The organism is Wolbachia endosymbiont (group B) of Xanthorhoe designata, assembly GCF_964028585.1.
Classification (GTDB): domain Bacteria; phylum Pseudomonadota; class Alphaproteobacteria; order Rickettsiales; family Anaplasmataceae; genus Wolbachia.
Window position 1 is genome coordinate 1096245 of sequence record NZ_OZ034794.1, and the last position, 18865, is coordinate 1115109.

Annotated in this window: 17 protein-coding genes and 3 pseudogenes; 11 read left to right on the forward strand and 9 right to left on the reverse strand. The window is 33.5% G+C overall.

Annotated features, from left to right (window positions below; translation table 11 throughout):
• Positions 1–105: 105 nt before the first annotated feature.
• The 9 genes and pseudogenes from rpoD to ABWU64_RS05375 form a co-directional block, all read right to left on the reverse strand.
• The gene (gene rpoD, locus ABWU64_RS05335; RefSeq protein ID WP_353279863.1) at positions 106–2004 is read right to left on the reverse strand and encodes an RNA polymerase sigma factor RpoD; all 1899 of its coding nucleotides are present in this window, start codon (positions 2002–2004) and stop codon (positions 106–108) included.
• 139 nt (positions 2005–2143) lie between these two features.
• Positions 2144–2446 (reverse strand): cation:proton antiporter subunit C, encoded by a 303-nt coding sequence (locus ABWU64_RS05340; RefSeq protein WP_010404276.1) that lies wholly within the window; start codon positions 2444–2446, stop codon positions 2144–2146.
• Entirely contained in the window at positions 2443–2862 is a 420-nt protein-coding gene (locus tag ABWU64_RS05345) for a Na(+)/H(+) antiporter subunit B (RefSeq protein WP_010404274.1), read from the reverse strand. The genes ABWU64_RS05340 and ABWU64_RS05345 overlap by 4 nt, the downstream gene beginning before the upstream one ends.
• Positions 2855–3379: a DUF4040 domain-containing protein gene (locus ABWU64_RS05350; RefSeq protein WP_341815706.1), complete on the reverse strand. Its 525-nt coding sequence runs from the start codon at positions 3377–3379 to the stop codon at positions 2855–2857. The genes ABWU64_RS05345 and ABWU64_RS05350 overlap by 8 nt, the downstream gene beginning before the upstream one ends.
• An 11-nt stretch (positions 3380–3390) precedes the next feature.
• On the reverse strand, positions 3391–3663 hold the full coding sequence (gene mnhG, locus ABWU64_RS05355; protein WP_135352936.1) for a monovalent cation/H(+) antiporter subunit G: 273 nt from the start codon (positions 3661–3663) through the stop codon (positions 3391–3393).
• Between the two features lie 6 nt (positions 3664–3669).
• A complete protein-coding gene (locus tag ABWU64_RS05360) occupies positions 3670–3915 on the reverse strand; it encodes a monovalent cation/H+ antiporter complex subunit F (protein WP_015588179.1) in 246 nt (81 codons plus the stop codon).
• Between the two features lie 29 nt (positions 3916–3944).
• On the reverse strand, positions 3945–4337 hold the full coding sequence (gene rpoZ / locus ABWU64_RS05365) for a DNA-directed RNA polymerase subunit omega (RefSeq protein WP_015588178.1): 393 nt from the start codon (positions 4335–4337) through the stop codon (positions 3945–3947).
• 60 nt (positions 4338–4397) lie between these two features.
• On the reverse strand, positions 4398–4694 hold the full coding sequence (locus ABWU64_RS05370; protein ID WP_015588177.1) for a helix-turn-helix domain-containing protein: 297 nt from the start codon (positions 4692–4694) through the stop codon (positions 4398–4400).
• Positions 4695–5305: 611 nt separating this feature from the next.
• A pseudogene (locus ABWU64_RS05375) lies at positions 5306–6089 on the reverse strand (IS5 family transposase).
• A gap of 314 nt (positions 6090–6403) precedes the next feature.
• On the opposite strand from ABWU64_RS05375, the gene purE reads away from it, so the two are divergent.
• The 11 genes and pseudogenes from purE (at position 6404) to ABWU64_RS05430 (ending at position 18818) form a co-directional block, all read left to right on the forward strand.
• Complete coding sequence (gene purE / locus ABWU64_RS05380) at positions 6404–6904, forward strand: 5-(carboxyamino)imidazole ribonucleotide mutase (RefSeq protein ID WP_015588176.1); 501 nt, start codon at positions 6404–6406, stop codon at positions 6902–6904.
• Positions 6904–8732: pseudogene (gene mutL / locus ABWU64_RS05385) on the forward strand (DNA mismatch repair endonuclease MutL). Before purE ends, mutL begins: the two are co-directional and overlap by 1 nt.
• Complete coding sequence (locus ABWU64_RS05390) at positions 8707–8994, forward strand: hypothetical protein (protein ID WP_051063879.1); 288 nt, start codon at positions 8707–8709, stop codon at positions 8992–8994. Before mutL ends, ABWU64_RS05390 begins: the two are co-directional and overlap by 26 nt.
• A gap of 152 nt (positions 8995–9146) precedes the next feature.
• Positions 9147–10172 carry an FtsH protease activity modulator HflK gene (gene hflK, locus ABWU64_RS05395; RefSeq protein ID WP_341815703.1) on the forward strand — a complete coding sequence of 342 codons (1026 nt, stop codon included), beginning with the start codon at positions 9147–9149 and terminating at the stop codon, positions 10170–10172.
• A 2-nt stretch (positions 10173–10174) separates the two neighbouring features.
• On the forward strand, positions 10175–11047 hold the full coding sequence (gene hflC, locus ABWU64_RS05400) for a protease modulator HflC (RefSeq protein ID WP_341815702.1): 873 nt from the start codon (positions 10175–10177) through the stop codon (positions 11045–11047).
• A gap of 3 nt (positions 11048–11050) precedes the next feature.
• Positions 11051–12514, forward strand: a complete 1464-nt coding sequence (locus tag ABWU64_RS05405) for a DegQ family serine endoprotease (RefSeq protein ID WP_341815701.1) — start codon at positions 11051–11053, stop codon at positions 12512–12514.
• Positions 12515–12888: 374 nt separating this feature from the next.
• A complete protein-coding gene (locus ABWU64_RS05410; RefSeq protein WP_353279477.1) occupies positions 12889–13299 on the forward strand; it encodes a hypothetical protein in 411 nt (136 codons plus the stop codon).
• A gap of 30 nt (positions 13300–13329) precedes the next feature.
• Positions 13330–14113: pseudogene (locus ABWU64_RS05415) on the forward strand (IS5 family transposase).
• Positions 14114–14248: 135 nt separating this feature from the next.
• Positions 14249–17524, forward strand: coding sequence for a collagen-like protein (locus ABWU64_RS05420; protein WP_353279478.1), 3276 nt, complete (start codon positions 14249–14251; stop codon positions 17522–17524).
• A complete protein-coding gene (locus tag ABWU64_RS05425; RefSeq protein WP_353279479.1) occupies positions 17505–17675 on the forward strand; it encodes a hypothetical protein in 171 nt (56 codons plus the stop codon). The genes ABWU64_RS05420 and ABWU64_RS05425 overlap by 20 nt, the downstream gene beginning before the upstream one ends.
• Before the next feature lie 189 nt (positions 17676–17864).
• Positions 17865–18818 carry a hypothetical protein gene (locus tag ABWU64_RS05430; RefSeq protein ID WP_353279480.1) on the forward strand — a complete coding sequence of 318 codons (954 nt, stop codon included), beginning with the start codon at positions 17865–17867 and terminating at the stop codon, positions 18816–18818.
• Positions 18819–18865: the final 47 nt, after the last annotated feature.

An 18865-nucleotide genomic window follows, 5' to 3' on the forward strand; every position in this document is an offset into this window, starting at 1 on the left:
CAATATCTAATCATACTGCTCTATGAAGCCTATAAAAAAGAAAAATAGGGTAAAATTATAGAACTTTGGCTGAATTTTACCTATTTTTTGAGCAGCCCTTCTGCCTTAAAAGAAACCTCTAAGTTTTTTAGCACGGCTTGGATGTTTCAACTTACGTAGTGCTTTTGCCTCTATTTGCCTAATTCTTTCACGTGTAACATTAAAAATTTTTCCTACTTCTTCTAAGGTATGCTCCTTTCCATCTTTACCAAGGCCAAAGCGCATCCTTAGAATTCTTTCTTCTTTTGGTGTTAAAGTTGCAAGAACATTGGTCGTAATGCCACGCAAGTCGGCAAGTATTGCAGCATCCTCTGGTTTAGAAACTCGCTTATCTTCTATACAATCACCGAAGGTACTACTATCATCCTTTCCTGTTGGAGCTTCAAGACTTACCGGATCTCTTGCTATCTTCATAACTTTGCGTATTCTTTCTAGCGGCATCGCCAATTCTATACTCAATTCCTCTAATGTAGGCTCTCTACCCATTCCATGAGTCATCTTTCTTAATGCTTTGTTGATTTTACTGATAATTTCCACCATATGTACTGGTATTCTAACTACTTTAGACTGTTCAGGTATTGCCCTAGTGATTGATTGTTTTACCCACCAAGTACCATAAGTCGAAAATTTATACCCACGTTTGTAATCAAACTTATCCACAGCCTTCATAAGACCAATATTACCTTCCTGTATCAAATCAAGCAGATCAAGGCCTCTTTTTGAATACTTTTTAGCAATCGAAACCACCAGCCTTAAATTAGCCTTAATCATTTCTTGCTTTGCTTGAGAGACTTCTTGTTCATGTTTCTGTATTCTCTTGATTAGCTTCTTAAACTCCTGAACTTTATCTCCTTGTACATAACTCTTAATATTGCTTAAGGCACTAGCTATATACTCATAGCTATCGTTTATAAACCCTAAGAATTTATTTTTTAATTCACCTGTAAAAAGAGATTGATTTTCATTAATCTTGAGAAAACTTATTTCACTAAACTCGTGCTCTAAAAGCACATCATCATAAACATTATAAAAACTTTCTCTATCAATATCGTACTTTCTAGCTTCAGTAATAAGATTAGCTTCTTCAAGCGTGATTAGTCTATTTATTTCGTAAAGTTTTTGTGTAATTCTGGTAATAGCAGCATCACTAAACTGAATTTGTAATGCTACAGACCATATTTGATTATATAAATTTTCTAGCTCATTAGAGAAATCTTTAGAATTTTTTTTCAATACCAATGCTTCATTTGTTAAAGCAATGATCTCATCCAATGCCGTGATAACCTTTGGCAATAAATCACTTTCCATTTCAAGAACAGAAATATTTAAGTTAGCTGAACTTATGTCTTCACTCTCATTTCCCTTTTCATCATTAATTTTTTCCTCATCATTAACACAATCTCTAACATCTTCAGCTTCACTTTCTTCTTTGTCTACCATATTGAAATCAGAGTTATAAATTGCATCCAGATTTATAATTTCTCTCAGTAAAAAAGTTCCACCACTTAAATCATCACGCCATATTTTGATCATGTTGAATGCCACTGATGTTTCAATTATTGCACGTAACATGTTATGCTTTTCAGATTCAATTTTTTTTGCTATCTTAATTTCATCTGCTCGCGACAAAAGCTTTACAGAGCTCATATCTTGTAAATAAATCCTTACTGGATCATCATTTTGCACTAAAGTTGTAGTAGTATTCAACGATGTCTCATCATCATCAAGCTTATTACCATCATCATTAGAAGGAGCTTCTTCCTCATCTTCACTACTTTCGAGTATGTTAATTCCAGAGTCTTGCAATAAAGCTATAGTATCATCTATAAAATCAGGTGGAAAACTTTCATCTGACAACTTATCATTTATATCATCAAAAGTGATAAAACCGCCCTTTCTTATACTTTTAGTTACAAGATCTTTGATGATCTTTTTCCTATCTTCCGTACCATTAATAGTTGACATCATTACCTTTACAGTTTATAATTTTATTTCTTATTTATCAAATAAACTTACAATTAGCAAGCTTATAGTTTTATTCTTAATTTATAGTTACTTGCTACTTCATATAGTTTAAGATACTGTCAATTTATTCACACTCTTCTTAATCAACTAATCTCTCCATTCTTACTACTATGGACAATCCAACTGAAAATGTTGCAATTCCAACCACTATAGCAGTAAGCATTAAGACGTGAGGTATAGGATTGGTATATAAGTGAAAATTTGAAGTCAATATAGGAGGTAAAGAACTTTTTACATACCCTAAAGATATGTAAAACAACAAAACAGATGCTTGTAAGACACTTAATCCCATCATTTTTTTGATTAAGTTTTTATCATTTACAATGATATAGAAACCTAGCACCATTAATATAGTAATGCCTACATAATTATATAGAGTCATTGTTTTTTCTTGCGAGCAAAATTTATATATATGATTAACATGGAAGAAGAGACGGTAAGCAATACACCCAGCTCCACTAAGAAAATACCCAATTTTTGACCTGTTCTACTATCAGCTGACAATATACTATAGGATAAAAAATTTTGGCCAAATAAAACTGTTATAATACCAGCTCCTCCATAGGTTAAAATACCTAGTACGTTAGTAAATTTGATAATAGAGTAAGGTATTGCTTTTAAAGTTGTAGGTATATCAAATAACATAGAATATAATATTATCCCAGAAGCAATAATTATTCCCGCCTGAAAACCTCCACCTGGAGTATAGTCACCATGAAACTGTATGTATAAACCAAACAAAATGATAAAAGGTATCATCAAAAATGTTACTGCACTTAATACCGGATCTTTAATCACTTTCTTTCTCTTCTAATATTAACATTATACAAAGTGCAGCAGTAAAAACTACTATAGTTTCTCCAAATGTGTCATAGCCACGAAAGCTTGCTAAAACAGCTGTCACTATATTAGGAATACCAATAGCTTTTTCAGTATTTTCGACATAATAAGGAGCAACGTGCAAGTGAATTGGAGCATTATGACTGCCAAAATCTGGTAATTGAATCATAAAGTATGATAAACATGCAGTCAAAAATAACATAAAAAAAAGTGTTGTGGGGCTATGAGATAAATTTGCTTTGTAATTCTTTACCAAAGAGAGTGCTGCAAACGTAAAGACTGTGCTCAATCCTGCACCAACAGAAGCTTCAGTAATTGCAACATCTGGCGCATTCATAATCAAGTACATAAGTGCAATAAGTGCACTAAATACACACATTAGAACAGCACTTACAACCAAATGTTTCGAAAGAACTATAAAAACTGTAACCGTGAGTAACAGCAAAAGTAATATTAGATTCAGTATTTCTAGCATCTTAACCTTCCTTAATAGTCTTTACTTTTATAATAAGTACGCGCTAAAATATAACTGTTAGTTGAATTGGCTATCCATATTATAAAAATCAATAATATAATTTTAATAGTATTGATTGAAAATTCATTTTGCCAAGCAAAACCAATCAACAACAACATTGCACCACTAGAATCTGCAATACCTGCAGCATGTAGTCTAGTATAGAAATCAGGAAATACTACTACTCCTATGCTTGAAATGACTATTAAACAAATACCTAAAGATATGAGAATGGATGCTACCATAAATTATCAAAACAACATTAATCTCATTAGTGCTATAGTTGATATAAAGCTGATGCTAGCATATAGCAATGCTATATCAATTAAAAAAAAATCATTCAGAATAATTGATATTGCTGCTATGAGTAAAACTACCTGTGTTGATAAATTATTGAATGCTAAAACCTTATTGTATACATCACTTGACCTAAACACTATACAACATAACATTACACTCATACAGAATAAAAGCGCATAGATAGCAATACTAATCATTTATAAGCTATTATAACCTCTGCAGATTTCTAAATCGGTACTTCTTCATCACTATCTTGATCATCTATTTCATCATCTTGACTTTCTTGACTTATATCCAGACTCGCGTTAAGTTGATGATCAGAAAAATTTAACAAATTCGCTAGCTTACTTGGACTACTACTATAAGCATTATCTGTGTTTCCTTTCATGTGCTCCTTGCACCTTTTCACCAAAAGGTTAAACAACTCATGAGTATTCACCTTCTTTTCTGCTATTTCATATAAAGAAACTATCGTATCCTTATGATCTTTAAACTTAACCATTTCAACGGGATCGCTTGCTCCTGTACTCAAATCATGTGTTCTTTGACTTGCTAGCAGAACCAATTTAAAACGATTGTGTACCCGTTCTACACACTTTTCTACAATAGACTCAACCATAAAATACTACCTTGATAAGCTTTATACTATATCACAAAAAACAAGATGTCAACTTCGGATCTATTGAGATCCAATTCTACATTCTACTTTTTCTTCTTTAGCTTTTACTGATTGATTTTCTGTTATTGTAATTGTTATCTCATGATCAAGCTTTTTCAAAAAACCCAACAGTCTCTCTAAAGAAAAACCACTTGTCTTACCACTTTTAATTTGTGACACCTTTGGTTGATCAATACCAAGTTTCTCAGCCGCACAAGCTTGAGTCCAAGTATTTTTTCCTATAATTTTACTTATTATACCAAGCAAATTTTTTTTTATTGCTTCACTATCCAGATTGTTTAATGATATTGTTTCCATAATTTTTACTCTCACATACCAACTAGCTTTATTAAATATTATATCATAATATTTAATATACCAATATATTAATACTATATAATTTGTCAATAACTATCTGATACTCAAAATTTTAAATTGACTATAATTTTTATCAACATACTAGTAATTTCAAACTATTATTTTGTAAAAAACTTACTATTAAAGAGAATAAGTTGAAATTGCAAAGTTTAAAACACAGAAATAATCATTTTACAAACTCGTTTTAGAGACTGTACATGATCTCAAGAAAGGAATAAAGCAGGAGATAGAGTATGTAAATTATGAAAACAGAGCAAGATGAGTAGGAGAAAAACTGAGTAGAGTTCTGTAGAAAGAAACAAAATCAAGAAGATTTAGGATGTATTTTACATAGTGCTACAGGTCCTAAAAAGTGGCTTCAGTGAATCAACAATGTTTTCAAAATGGCAAGATTATTTTAATAAATGAAGTAAAAAACATAGCAGAAGTAAAGAAAGTGTTTTGAAACATATATAAAAAAGTAGTTGCAAAGAAACAAATATAGAGGATGTAACTGTAGAGATCTTTGCCGTATTGTCAAAAGGTAAGTCTCTAATACTCTTAGAGCCTGTTCATAATCTTTTCAGAAGCAAAGCAGCGAAAGCAAGAACGACCATTTGCAGGCTAGTGTTGAGTTTCCGCTCGCAATTTTTCCACAATCGCCTACATTTTTGCAACCAAGCAAAAGATCTCTCAACAACCCATCTTTTCGGCAATACGACAAAGGTGTGTAATTCGCTTCACCTCAACAGTTGCACCAATAGTTACTTTCATCTGTGTTGCAAAATTTTCTCCTGTGTAGCCAGCATCAACTAGTATATTTTTAACTTCAGATAGGTTTTCTTTAGCATTTTTAACCATTCTCACAGCGCTACTACGATCAGTTATTTCTGCCGTTGTTATATAAATTGCGTGGGGTAAACCTTGTGTATCTACCGCAATATGGCGTTTTATTCCTGAAACCTTTTTGCCTGCATCATAGCCTTTTTCTTCAGCAGTATCTGCATTTTTTACGCTTTGTGCATCAATTATGCAGAAGCTGGTTTTTTCTTTCCGACCATTGTTTTGTCGGACCACGCCAACTATTTTTTTTAATACCAGCTCCAGAACACTTTCTTTATTTGCATCTGCTTTTTCACTCCACTTCTTAAAATAGTCGTAACAATTCCGCCATTTTGGAAACTCTTTTGGTAACATTCTCCACTGGCAGCCACTTTTTAAGACGTATAACACTCCACAAAATACATGATATAAATCAAGTGTTCTTGGCTTTGTCCTCTTCCTGCAAGACTCCAGATCTGCTACAATAATCTCAAACTTTTCTCGACTTATATCACTTGGATATAAACTTCGCATATCCTACTTTATATACTTTATCCTCTCATTCTATCCCTTTTTTGAGATCACGTACAGGCTCTTATAGAAAAGTGTAGACAATTGTGATAAGCAAATTCAATACTAGCTTACAAATCGTCTTCTTGCTTCCACCGCTTTGCTTCTAAAAAGATTATGAATAGACCCTTATATCCGAAATTTATACCTCTATATTTTAATATAGGGATTCATTTTAATTTTTAAAGTTTCTATTTAATGAGAATGCTATATCATATTCGTAATTTAATTCAAATATTTGTTGCTTCTGAAATACTATTTGGTTAGTAAATAAAATCATGTCTAATACAGAAAAAATGAAAAAGGATGTTGCTGTAATTATGGGAAGCGAGTCGGATTATGGCACTATGGTGCATGCTATTAACCTATTAAAAGAATTGGAAATTTCACATGATGTATTTATAATATCCGCACATAGAACACCAGAGAGACTCTTTAATTTTACTAAGTCTGCTCAAGAAAAAGGCTTTAAGGTTATTATAGCTGGTGCAGGAGGAGCGGCTCATTTACCCGGTATGACTGCATCGCTTACTTATTTACCTGTTATCGGTATTCCTGTTCATAGCAAGCAATTAAATGGGCTAGATAGTCTATTATCTATAGTGCAGATGCCAAAAGGTGTTCCAGTTGCAACAATGTCTATAGGAGAGAGTGGAGCATGCAATGCCGCTATTACTGCTGCATCTATATTATCGATTTCTAATAGTGAAATTGCAGATAGATTAAAAAAATGGAGAGAGGAGCAAACTAAAGCAGTAAAAGAAAAACCAACATTATAATGGCAATAGTTCTTTTAGATACAAAAACCATAAATCGTATAGCAGCAGGAGAGGTAATAGAAAGGCCTGCAAGTGTGGTAAAGGAATTAGTGGAAAATGCAATAGATGCAAAAAGCTCAGAGATAGAAATTAGAATAGAAAGTGGTGGGCGTAACCTCATTACTGTGATCGATAATGGTAGCGGAGTAAAAAGGATGATTTAGAACTTGCGTTTATGCGCCATGCTACTTCAAAATTGAGTGATAGTGAATTGATAGAGATTAAGCATCTTGGCTTTAGAGGAGAAGCTTTGTCTTCAATTGCAGCAGTAAGCAGAATAAAATTATCATCTAAGGCAAGCAAAGCAGATCAAGCATGGTCTATAAGATATGAGGGGGGAGAAAAAATAGAAGAGCTTGTTCCTTATCCTTTATCGACAGGAACATATATTGAAGTACGAGATTTATTTTTTGCCACACCAAATAGACTAAAATTTCTCAAAACCGAAAGGGCAGAAACACAAAGCATTGTTGATATTGTAAACAACTTAGCAATGATCAATTATGGAATTGAGTTTACTCTTATCTCCGATAATAAGAAGCTTCTTAAGTATACTAAGCAGACCTCATTATTTAGCAGGCTATGCGAAGTAGAAGAAGAATTTCATGAAAACTCTTTGCAAATTAGTGAAGAAGAAGATGGCATTAGACTTACAGGATACATCTGTAAACCTACTGTCAATCGTAGCAATTCAACTCAGATCTATACATTTGTTAATGGTAGACCAATTAAAGATAATCTACTTATTGGTGCAATTCGTTATGCGTATCACGACCTTATTCCAAGCAATAGATATCCTTTTGCAGCGCTGCACTTAGAGATACCGCATGATCAAGTTGATGTAAATGTGCATCCAAATAAATCAGAGGTAAGGTTTCAGAACAAGAGGCTAATATATGAAATAGTGAGAAGAGGGCTAATAAAAGTGCTATCAAAGAGAATAGATCTTGCAGAAACTGTATTGGCCCAGACTAGAACAACAACGAATCATCTATCATCAGATCCTTTTAGTAGGTCTAGTCTTAAAAATGAATTTTATGGAAGAAGGTCAGATCCTTTTGAAAACCAATTAATGAGAGAGTTTACTTCTCCAAATATAGAGACAAAAAGCTTATCAGAACATTCAAAATCGTTTGATTATACTGGTATGCAAAAATCTCCTCCACGAGCAAAAACTACAATTTTGGAAAGGAAACAAACCGATCTAATAAGGGATTATCCACTTGGGTTTGCACACTGTCAAATCTACAATACTTATATTATTGCTGAGGTAAGAGACAAACTAATTATAGTAGATCAGCATGCAGCCCATGAAAGACTAGTATACGAGTGCTTAAAGGAGAAATCAAGTATAAAAAGACAAAAACTTCTTTTGCCTGAAATGGTTGAAATCAAAAATCAAGCTGGAATGGAAATGATTAAAACTTATAAAGATAAACTTTTTGAGATGGGTTTTGAGATTGAAATTAAATCAGAAAATAAGATCATAGTAAAAGAAGTTCCTGCAATCTTAGGAGCAATAGACACAAAGAGAATGCTCATTGATATAGTGGATAGACTAACAGAAATAGAAGATACATTACCTATAGAGGATAAGGTGAATAAAATACTAGCCACAATTGCTTGTTATGGATCAATAAGAGCAGGCAGAAAGATGAAATTGGAGGAGATGAATGAATTATTGAGGCAAATGGAAAAGACACCTTATTCTGGACAATGTAATCACGGAAGGCCAACCTATATAGAAATGAAATTAAGCGATATTGAAAAGTTATTTGAGCGAAGGTGAGAAGTTATCACAAATATGTATAGATTATACAACTCTAGTTTCGTCATCTCAAAACTCAGATACACAATTGTTTGAACATTGCAATTTGCAGGTAATTTGCATAGTAGATAATGTCATTCCATCACTTGACAATGATTTATTATGCAGCTACTTGATTAAAATTAAGTTTCCTAAATCCCAGGCATTGTCTTTTATGTTAATAATTAATATACAACTAAAGATACTTATCAAAAACGACAATAAAGAATTCAAAAAAAGCTAGAAATTCTGTAGAATTGACCATAACATATAGAAAAAAAGGAAGTGTATGATCACATCCTTCACTCTGATCATTAATTTGTAAACAAAATAGTTTTGCATTTTTTGATAAGATTAAGTAATATCAGCGTATTAGTTATACAATTAATAATTTTTATGGATGAGCGTAATCCTTGGAATCTTGGAAAGAAACCGTCAGGTCCAGGTAATGAAGATATTTTAAGTAAAGCTGTGTCTGATATAAGATGCTTTTTTAATGGCTTAACCAGAAATAGAGGGAAAAAACCTTATTTCATCATTTTCATTGTTTTGTTGTTTTATTTTTGTACTGGTTTCTATATTGTCCATCCTAGTGAGGAAGGTATAGAACTTACTTTTGGCAAATATTCCAATACAGAAACATCTGGTTTGCGCTATCACTTTCCCTATCCTGTTGGTAAGGTTTTTAAAGTGAATGTTAAAGAAGTAAATCGTGAAGAAATTGGCATAAGCAGCTCTTATGGGCGAGATACAGATCGTGGTGAAGGAGTGATGCTCACCGGAGATGAGAACATAGTCAACGTTAACTTTGAGGTCCAATGGAGAGTCAGAGATGCTAAAGATTATTTATTCAAAGTGCGGGATTATAAACCTGGTTTTAGCGTTAAAAATGCTGCTGAAAGTGCTATGAGAGAAATAATAGGTAAGAATACGATCTCTTTTGCACTCGAAGGTCAAGGCAGGGCTGAAATTTCCAGAGATACTAGAATTTTATTGCAACAGATTCTTGATGGATATCAAATGGGTATAGAGATTTTATCCGTTCAAATGAAAAAAATTGATCCACCAGAAAAGGTGATTAGCTCATTTAGGGATGTACAAAGTGCTCGCGCAGATAAGGAGCGTACCATAAACGAAGCATACGCTTACAGTAATGATATTATACCTCGTGCAAAAGGTGAAGCAATAAAGATAAAATTAGATGCAGAAGCATACGAGAATGAAATAATAAATGAAGCAAAAGGTAATGCAAATCGCTTTTTATCTCTTCATGAAGAATATAGACAAAATCCTTCTCTTGTTAAGAATCGTATTTATCTTGAAACTATGGAAAATATTTTTAGCAAGGTAGATAAATTTGTTATAACAGACGATCTAAAAGGTATGTTCTCTTATTTACCTCTTACAAATCTAGGAAAATAGTCATGAGTAGTAATATTAAAATTGTTTTTGCTTTTGTATTTGTTGCATTATTGATTGCATTATCTAATTCAATCTTTGTTGTTCAAGAAACAAAACAAGCGATAGTTATACAATTAGGTAAAGTCGTCAGAGATGTTAAAGACAGTGGTTTATATTTTAAGCTACCATTTATAAATAACGTAGAATTTCTTGATAAGAGAATTTTAGATCTAAGTCCTGATAAAACTCCAAGGGAAGTGATAACTGCAGATCAAAAGCGTATTATAGTAGATGCTTATGCAAAATATAAAATAATAGATCCTATCACTTTTTACCAAACTGTGAAAAATGAATCAGGGCTAGTTAGAAGATTATATCCTGTCATAGAAGCTCACATAAGAGAGAATATAGGAAGATTTTCATTAATTAGTTTGTTGAATGAAAAGAGATCAGAAGTTATGCAATTAATTCAACGTGGAGTTTATTCTGAAGCTGGAAAATTTGGCATAGAAATAATAGATGTAAGAATTAAGAGAGCAGATCTACCAGAAGAAAATAGTTCTGCAATATTCCGCCGCATGCAAACTGAAAGGGAAAAGGAAGCAAAAGAAATTAGAGCAGAAGGAGAACAAGCCGGACAAGAAATTAGATCAAAAGCTGATAAATTAAAAAGGGGAATTGTCTCTAGTGCAGTAAAAGAATCACATGAAATAAGAGGCCGCGGTTATGCTGAAGCAACTAGAATCTATAATGAGGCATTCAAGGTTGATGAAGAGTTTTTTAACTTTTATCGCTCTATGAAAGCTTACAGTAAATCATTTGCTGAGGGTAATACTAAATTTGTGCTTTCACCAAATAATAATTTCTTAGATATTTTGAACAAGGGATGGAAATAGTTTATGAAAAGTAAAGCATTTATTTTATCTATATTTGCATATTTTTTAATTTCATTTTCTTCATATGCTAATCTGTTTGCAAAAACAGTTGCAGATCCTGTATGCAGTTGTAATAAAGGGCTTGCTGATATAGTGGAAGAACTTATTCCCGCAGTTGTAAATATTTCAAGTGAGCAAATAGTTAAGCAAGAAAATAACAGTAGAACTAAAATTCCCTTTACGCCAAGAAATAATTTCTTTGATGACTTTAGAGAATTTTTCGAGCATTTTGATCAATTTTTTGATAGAGCTCCTAGCATTAATAGAGAAGTGACGTTACTTGGGTCTGGATTTATTATAGATAAAAGTGGAACCATAGTAACCAACTATCACGTTATTAAAAATGCCCAAGATATTACGGTTACTATGAACGATAATACTTATTTCAAAGCAGAAGTTTTAGGCTATGATGCAAAAACTGATCTTGCTGTGCTTAAGATTAATTCTGATAAAGATCTTCCTTTTGTTGAATTTGGTAATTCTGATAAAGCAAGAGTTGGTGATACAGTTATTGCAATAGGCAACCCTTTTGGTTTAGGTGGCTCTGTAAGTACAGGAATTGTATCTGCAAGATCTAGAGACATTAGTATTGGTACTATGAATGAATTTATTCAAACTGATGCTGCAATTAATAGAGGTAACTCAGGGGGACCACTATTTCATCTAAATGGAAAAGTTATAGGTATTAATACTGCTATTTATTCTCCATCTGAGTCTGGCGGTAACGTGGGTATAGGCTTTGCTATACCATCTAATCTAGCTATTTCAATTATTGACACATTAAAAAGTGGTAAAAAAATAAAACATGGTTGGCTTGGCGTGCAAGTTCAGCCTATAACAAAAGAATTTGCTGAATCCTTGGGTTTAAAAGATATCAAAGGTGCATTAGTTGCAAGCGTAGTAAAGGGCAGTCCTGCAGAGAAAGGAGGAATCAAAGTAGGTGATATACTATTAGAGTTTGACGGCAAAAAAATTGATAGAATGACGCAATTACCTCATATGGTTTCACGAACTGAGCCCGGAAAGAAAGTACAGGTTAAATTACTTAGAAAAGGTAAAGAAGTCAATATCAAGGTTGCAATCGAGGAATCTACAAATGATGATTCAGGTAATAATCAAGAAGAAAATAAATCAACATCTAGTTATATAAGTGGTTTAACCGTTTCAAATTTGCCAAAAGAACTAAAAAATAATGCACCCACAAAGGGTGTAGTAGTTATTAGTGTAGATAGTAGTAGTAATTCTACACTACGTGTTATTAAGAAAGGTGATATAATTATCCAACTAGATGGAATCGATATTGAAAATACTAATGATTTTCAAAAACAAATTGATTCAGCAGTAAAAAAAGACGGCAAAGATTCAGTAATGCTGCTTATTTATCGCAACGGCAATCAATTTTTCACCTCAATCAAATTGAAGAAGTAGCTATTTATCTAGCTGGTCATGAAAAAATTGCTTGACAAATTTAACTAGCTTCTTTATCCTGGGGGTAGGGTTCTTTCTGTAAATTAATAAAAGTTTATCCCTATACTGAAGACGTTTCCAACGAGATTATGGAAGAACTAGATTTCAGTATTAAGCACAGGAACGACATCATCTATAAGGTGAAAGAGCTGGAGTGGTAAGAAATTCGATAATATAAAGCATTTTTATGCTCAGTTATAAAAGAAACAACTTTCTGTCATAAGTTAATTTATAATTAAATTAGTGTAAAATATAATTATATTTACTTATCATCATTATTAACCAATAATTAATACCCATAAATTAATTATATCTAATCGCAAAGGGAGGTGGAGATGCGTTTTAAACTAGAAAAGGAAGGTATTCTACAAAAAGATTGTAATAATAGAACTGGTCGTAGGGTACCTGCACAAATAAGATTAAATAACAAAACAACATTTAGCCTGAATAGTGCATCTTACATTATCACCGGAGATGATAATCAGCGTTTTAAAATTCTGGATTTGAATAACAGGGAAAGTACACTAGACGACTCATTCCAAGGGCTACAACTAAAGCTACAAAAGGTAGGAAATGATTACAAATTTGCTTTAGTTACTACTTCTGATCAACCTTATTATTATTACTATGATGGCAAAAATACTATCATAGATACTATTGATCATATACCTAAGAATTATACAAATGGTAACTATTTTCACACATATAATCCTAAGAGCCTGTACGTGATCTCAAAAAAGGGATAGAATGAGAGGATAAAGTATATAAAGTAGGATATGCGAAGTTTATATCCAAGTGATATAAGTCGAGAAAAGTTTGAGATTATTGTAGCAGATCTGGAGTCTTGCAGGAAGAGGACAAAGCCAAGAACACTTGATTTATATCATGTATTTTGTGGAGTGTTATACGTCTTAAAAAGTGGCTGCCAGTGGAGAATGTTACCAAAAGAGTTTCCAAAATGGCGGAATTGTTACGACTATTTTAAGAAGTGGAGTGAAAAAGCAGATGCAAATAAAGAAAGTGTTCTGGAGCTGGTATTAAAAAAAATAGTTGGCGTGGTCCGACAAAACAATGGTCGGAAAGAAAAAACCAGCTTCTGCATAATTGATGCACAAAGCGTAAAAAATGCAGATACTGCTGAAGAAAAAGGCTATGATGCAGGCAAAAAGGTTTCAGGAATAAAACGCCATATTGCGGTAGATACACAAGGTTTACCCCACGCAATTTATATAACAACGGCAGAAATAACTGATCGTAGTAGCGCTGTGAGAATGGTTAAAAATGCTAAAGAAAACCTATCTGAAGTTAAAAATATACTAGTTGATGCTGGCTACACAGGAGAAAATTTTGCAACACAGATGAAAGTAACTATTGGTGCAACTGTTGAGGTGAAGCGAATTACACACCTTTGTCGTATTGCCGAAAAGATGGGTTGTTGAGAGATCTTTTGCTTGGTTGCAAAAATGTAGGCGATTGTGGAAAAATTGCGAGCGGAAACTCAACACTAGCCTGCAAATGGTCGTTCTTGCTTTCGCTGCTTTGCTTCTGAAAAGATTATGAACAGGCTCTAACAGATGTAGTGCTGCTTATGAACCGCTAGAAAATAGCAAGGTTTTAATAGATCCAAAAGACATAATTAGTAGCAAAAATATCACCCTTACTGTTCAGGATCTTCAAAATTCACCTAATAAAAGATTGAAAATAGAAATAGGAGACTATTTTTTTAAGGAATCGCAATATATATACAGATACTATAAGAGTGCTAATGTATATGATTCAACTGGTAGAAAAGTTGGCATATTGAATCATATCTTTCCACAGTTCAGTCTTGCACGCAATACATTCGAGTTATTTCCTTTTTATGAAATTGAGAGCTTGGAAACGCAAGATAACTATTTCGCAGTAAAAAAGTTAGGCAATAATTATGTTGGTTGCATATCGTATGAAAATAGCACATGCAAAAATTTTCATGATTTTAACCCTAATTCTTTTGGGTATGAGCGCGACAATAGACCAGGTCCATATCCTTATTATTACAACTTAGAAAATTTTGATAACTTTTTGGAGGTTGATGTGAATATTCAAGAACATACAAATTTAGAAACAGAAATTGAACTTTTAAAACGCAGAATTGAAAGATTAGAACATACTGGTGTACAAGGTCCTAAAGGTGAGCCAGGTGTAAGGGGAGTAAAAGGTGATATGGGCTACTATGGATTGACTGGTCCTCAAGGTGACAAGGGGGATACTGGATCGTCAGGTGCGCATGGATCAAAAGGCGATCAAGGACCTAAAGGAGAAAAAGGGAATCAAGGCACTAATGGAATAACTCCAAGTATTAATCAAGTTGTTACCGAATTTTCTTCTAACAGAACCCATCTAAATCCTTTAGCAGTAGCTATAATGGAAAAAGATCAGCTTAATTCCATGGGATTTTCAGAAAGAATAGCACATTTTTTTGGTGAGCGTGTAAAGCGAGAAGATTCTTTAAAAGCGTTAGTTAAGGGCGTACAAGGTCCTCCAGGCCAAAAGGGTGAATCAGGCCGTAACGGTGAACCGGGGTTAAAGGGCGAGCAAGGTTCCAAAGGTAATAAGGGTGACCGAGGTTTTCTTGGTCCAGAAGGTTCTAAAGGAGATACTGGCTCTAAAGGTGACAAAGGAGAGCCAGGTGCACCTGGATCAAAAGGAGATATTGGATTACCAGGTCCTCAAGGTATACAAGGTCCTCCAGGTTTACGAGGTAATAAAGGTGATCAAGGTTCTCCAGGCATACAAGGACAAAAAGGTGATATTGGTCCTAAAGGAGTAGATGGAACTATGGGAATAAAAGGTGATATGGGTGAGAAAGGAGAGATAGGTATAAAAGGTAAACCAGGCCATTTGGGTCAAAGAGGCAACAAGGGAGAATCTGGTTCTCAAGGTCAACCTGGTTCTCAAGGCTCAAAAGGTGAGAAGGGAGATGCCTCAAGTGCTATAGAAATTGCAACTGAATTAGTTACCAGTAAAAAAGCTGAGTTAGGAGCAGCAGTTCTTAACGCAAATGGTATCAAAGGTGAAAATCTCGCAACTCAGATTGCCGGTAAAATTAATCTTAATTCGCAGGAACTTGTGAATAAAATTGATGTAGCAAAACTTACTGAAGGAGTAGTAAGTAAACTTTCTTTAGAGGAAGCAAAAAACATTATAAAAGATACTGTGAGTAAGATAACAAGCGATGCCACAAAGAAAAATAATCCCGATCCTATAGCCTTCCAAAAATATGAAAAATTTGCAGAAAAGCTTGCTAAACTACTTGTTGATAGAAGCAGTATGAGCGAGATAGAAGCTAACAATCTTATAAAAGATAAGGTGAGCGACTGGGCACTTGCTAAGTATCTTCTGCTTCATAGTGATTTAAATAAGCAGCCAAAGGCCCTAGAAATCGTGAAGCAAGAAATAGACAAGGAAAAATTAATTGAGTATTTGCTTGAGTATGCCAAATTAAAAGGCGATGTGAATGCAGCAAAAACAATAGTTGAAAATATTGTTCATCAGTTCTTTGACACTCAAAAAGTAGGTGAAATAGGAAAAGCAGTACTAGAAGCAAAAAATGATCAAGATAAAAAAGTGCTAGTAAATGATCCTGTCTTACGTGAAGGAATAGCAGAAGAATTGAGACAAAATCCAGGAAAGATAAAAGGTCCAAAAGGAGATACTGGGTCTAAAGGAGATACTGGAACAGATGGATTGTCAGGTGCACAAGGTCCAAAAGGTGACAAAGGTGAGCCAGGTCTAAGAGGCTTCAATGGTACACAAGGTCTTACAGGTAACAAGGGTGAGCCGGGTATAAACGGATTAAAAGGAGATATTGGTCCTCAAGGTATAAAAGGTGAGCCAGGTATTGATGGAACAAAGGGAGATATAGGTCCTAAAGGATTAGACGGAGCTATAGGAATAAAAGGTGATAGGGGTGAGAAAGGAGAGATAGGTTCTAAAGGTGACAAAGGTGATATAGGTCTTCAAGGGCCCAAAGGTCAGGTTGGTAGATCTGGTCTTAAGGGTATGCCAGGTCCACAAGGTCCAAAAGGAGATACCGGAGCTCCAGGTGCGAATGGATTGCCAGGTTCCAAGGGAGAAGATGGAATAGGTGCTGACGTTGCCAATCAATTTTTGCGTGAGATTAATCAGACAAGGACTGAAATTAGGGGTGCTAAAGAAGCAGCAGAGGCAGCTAAAAATGCTTCAGAAGGTTTTGCAAACAAAGTCGAAGAACTGCACAATAAAACAGCTAATTTAACAAAAAATGCTAAAAATTTTAACACTCAAGCTTTGCGATCGCAAAGAGACACAGAGGCGCTCTATAGTCAAACAAAAGATATATTTTGTAGAACAAATCCAGCAGATCAAATTTGTGGTGCACGTAGAAAAAGGAGGGAAATTAAAAAGTCATCAGTGACAAGCGGAGCAAGCAGACCAACTTCATTTATACCTCAAATAATAAATTTCTTTTATCCTGCGGTAGGAGGGGATGAATATAAAGTAAAAAATGAAATACAGGAAGTAGCAAAAATAATAAATGCAGCAGATATTGTAACAAAATTTGAAGAAGTATTAGGAGCAACAGCTGTGAAATGTGGCATTTCAAAGAAAAGTCTAAATTTTGATCCAGTAGAACTGCAGTCAACCATTATCAATAAGTCATTACTTAATGATGAAAATCATAACGAGTTGTTGAAGTTCTTGTGTGTAACTGCGAAAAAATCACTCCCTAATTACAAACAAACTAGTAAATGTTTGTTTACTTTTAAAGATCATATGGAAAAAAGATTAAATGAACAACAAAGAGCTTTCGTTAATACTGAAAAAATAATTGCAGATAATGAGCAGCCAAGGAGTTTTATGAGTTATGTTGCTCCTCCTAGTAGCTTCAGTGCCATTAATCAGCAAGTTGTTGGTTATTTAAGGCAATATCATGGAAAAACATATATTTAAAATAGACGATAAAAGTCCGCTTTATAAAAAATTGATTAAACTTCCCACTGCGTATTATATAGTAAAGGAAAATGGTAATGTTAATACTGTTTCTTCACACATTGGTGCAGTTGAAGTAGGGAATATTAATGATTTAAAGTTAAAGAAGTAGGGTAATGAGATAGTTTTATTTACAAATAACTCACCTCTGAAATTAAATGGCACGGACTTTATTATAGAACAAAAAGCTATCATAGGCGAGAATCAAGAGAATATTATAAAACAGCTTAAATTAGGAGAAGAAGCGTTAATTGCACGTAAGTACATAAAAGACAGTAATAATTTTAGTATTGAACTCATAATGAGTGATGATGAAGGAAATAATTTAATTGGAATGCTCAATTTTATCAATTTTTACGATGAAAGTGACCCAGTACTAGAAAAGATTAAAGAAGAAAAAGGTGGACTTTATTTTACAATAGAAGGTGATTATATCTATATATCAGATGAAGAAGGAAAATGTCTTCCAGTATGTAAAGATGGTAGTTGCTATAAGTATCAATACACAAAAAATGAACATGATATATTAGAAATTAGTGAGGTATCAACAATAATAAAAAACTTAACTAAGACTGAGCAGTGCAGTGCACCAGCTAAGGCAGGGCAGGATTTTACTTTGCAGAAGGGAAAAGAATTATCGGATGATATCTATCAAGCAAATATCATGTTGAATGGTAAGCTTGTAGCTACTTTACCAAAAATAGGTTACTGCATGCTCGATGACCAATTGGTCATACATAATCACGTTACAGAAGAAGAGATAAAAATTCCTAGAGACTTTCATTATCTTAAAGTAGTAAAGTCCAGTAATAATGATGATTATAAATTAACGTTTTGTAATTTCTTAGGTAATGAATTTTTTGAACATAAAAAATATGATCCTCAATACTCAAATATTCCAGATAAATATCAATATATAAGTTTAAACTGTATGAAAAAGGAATATAAGCCAAATTTCTGCAAGTTACTTAACGGTAAACCATCGTTTTTTATTGCGGAAGGAACTACTAATCCGAATTCTCCAGGTCACTGCCCAGTCAATGTATTTGAATTAGCAAAACGTGAGAAAATGGCTACATTCATTGATCAATTTGGCTTTTTCAATAAAGAGGGTGAGTTTCAATATTGTGATTACCATACAAAAGCAGATTACGATGTTTATGATTCTTATAAAATTAATAAAGAGTACAAAACAACAGATGAATTTCTCTTCAATGATGACATAGTTCTTTACACTATTCCAGAGCTATCTTAACCACGCACAAAGTATATGTATAATTGCTTTTTAAAAGTGAATTTAGT

What these genes read in the sequence shown, in the direction of transcription:
- ABWU64_RS05340 (WP_010404276.1), bottom strand. Translation starts at nt 2,446, where the DNA reads ATGACTCTATATAATTATGTAGGCATTACTATATTAATGGTGCTAGGT.
- rpoD (WP_353279863.1), bottom strand. Translation starts at nt 2,004, where the DNA reads ATGTCAACTATTAATGGTACGGAAGATAGGAAAAAGATCATCAAAGAT.
- ABWU64_RS05350 (WP_341815706.1), bottom strand. Translation starts at nt 3,379, where the DNA reads ATGCTAGAAATACTGAATCTAATATTACTTTTGCTGTTACTCACGGTT.
- ABWU64_RS05405 (WP_341815701.1), top strand. Translation starts at nt 11,051, where the DNA reads ATGAAAAGTAAAGCATTTATTTTATCTATATTTGCATATTTTTTAATT.
- ABWU64_RS05430 (WP_353279480.1), top strand. Translation starts at nt 17,865, where the DNA reads ATGAGTGATGATGAAGGAAATAATTTAATTGGAATGCTCAATTTTATC.
- purE (WP_015588176.1), top strand. Translation starts at nt 6,404, where the DNA reads ATGTCTAATACAGAAAAAATGAAAAAGGATGTTGCTGTAATTATGGGA.
- mnhG (WP_135352936.1), bottom strand. Translation starts at nt 3,663, where the DNA reads ATGGTAGCATCCATTCTCATATCTTTAGGTATTTGTTTAATAGTCATT.
- rpoZ (WP_015588178.1), bottom strand. Translation starts at nt 4,337, where the DNA reads ATGGTTGAGTCTATTGTAGAAAAGTGTGTAGAACGGGTACACAATCGT.
- ABWU64_RS05425 (WP_353279479.1), top strand. Translation starts at nt 17,505, where the DNA reads ATGGAAAAACATATATTTAAAATAGACGATAAAAGTCCGCTTTATAAA.
- ABWU64_RS05370 (WP_015588177.1), bottom strand. Translation starts at nt 4,694, where the DNA reads ATGGAAACAATATCATTAAACAATCTGGATAGTGAAGCAATAAAAAAA.
- hflC (WP_341815702.1), top strand. Translation starts at nt 10,175, where the DNA reads ATGAGTAGTAATATTAAAATTGTTTTTGCTTTTGTATTTGTTGCATTA.
- ABWU64_RS05410 (WP_353279477.1), top strand. Translation starts at nt 12,889, where the DNA reads ATGCGTTTTAAACTAGAAAAGGAAGGTATTCTACAAAAAGATTGTAAT.
- ABWU64_RS05360 (WP_015588179.1), bottom strand. Translation starts at nt 3,915, where the DNA reads ATGATTAGTATTGCTATCTATGCGCTTTTATTCTGTATGAGTGTAATG.
- hflK (WP_341815703.1), top strand. Translation starts at nt 9,147, where the DNA reads ATGGATGAGCGTAATCCTTGGAATCTTGGAAAGAAACCGTCAGGTCCA.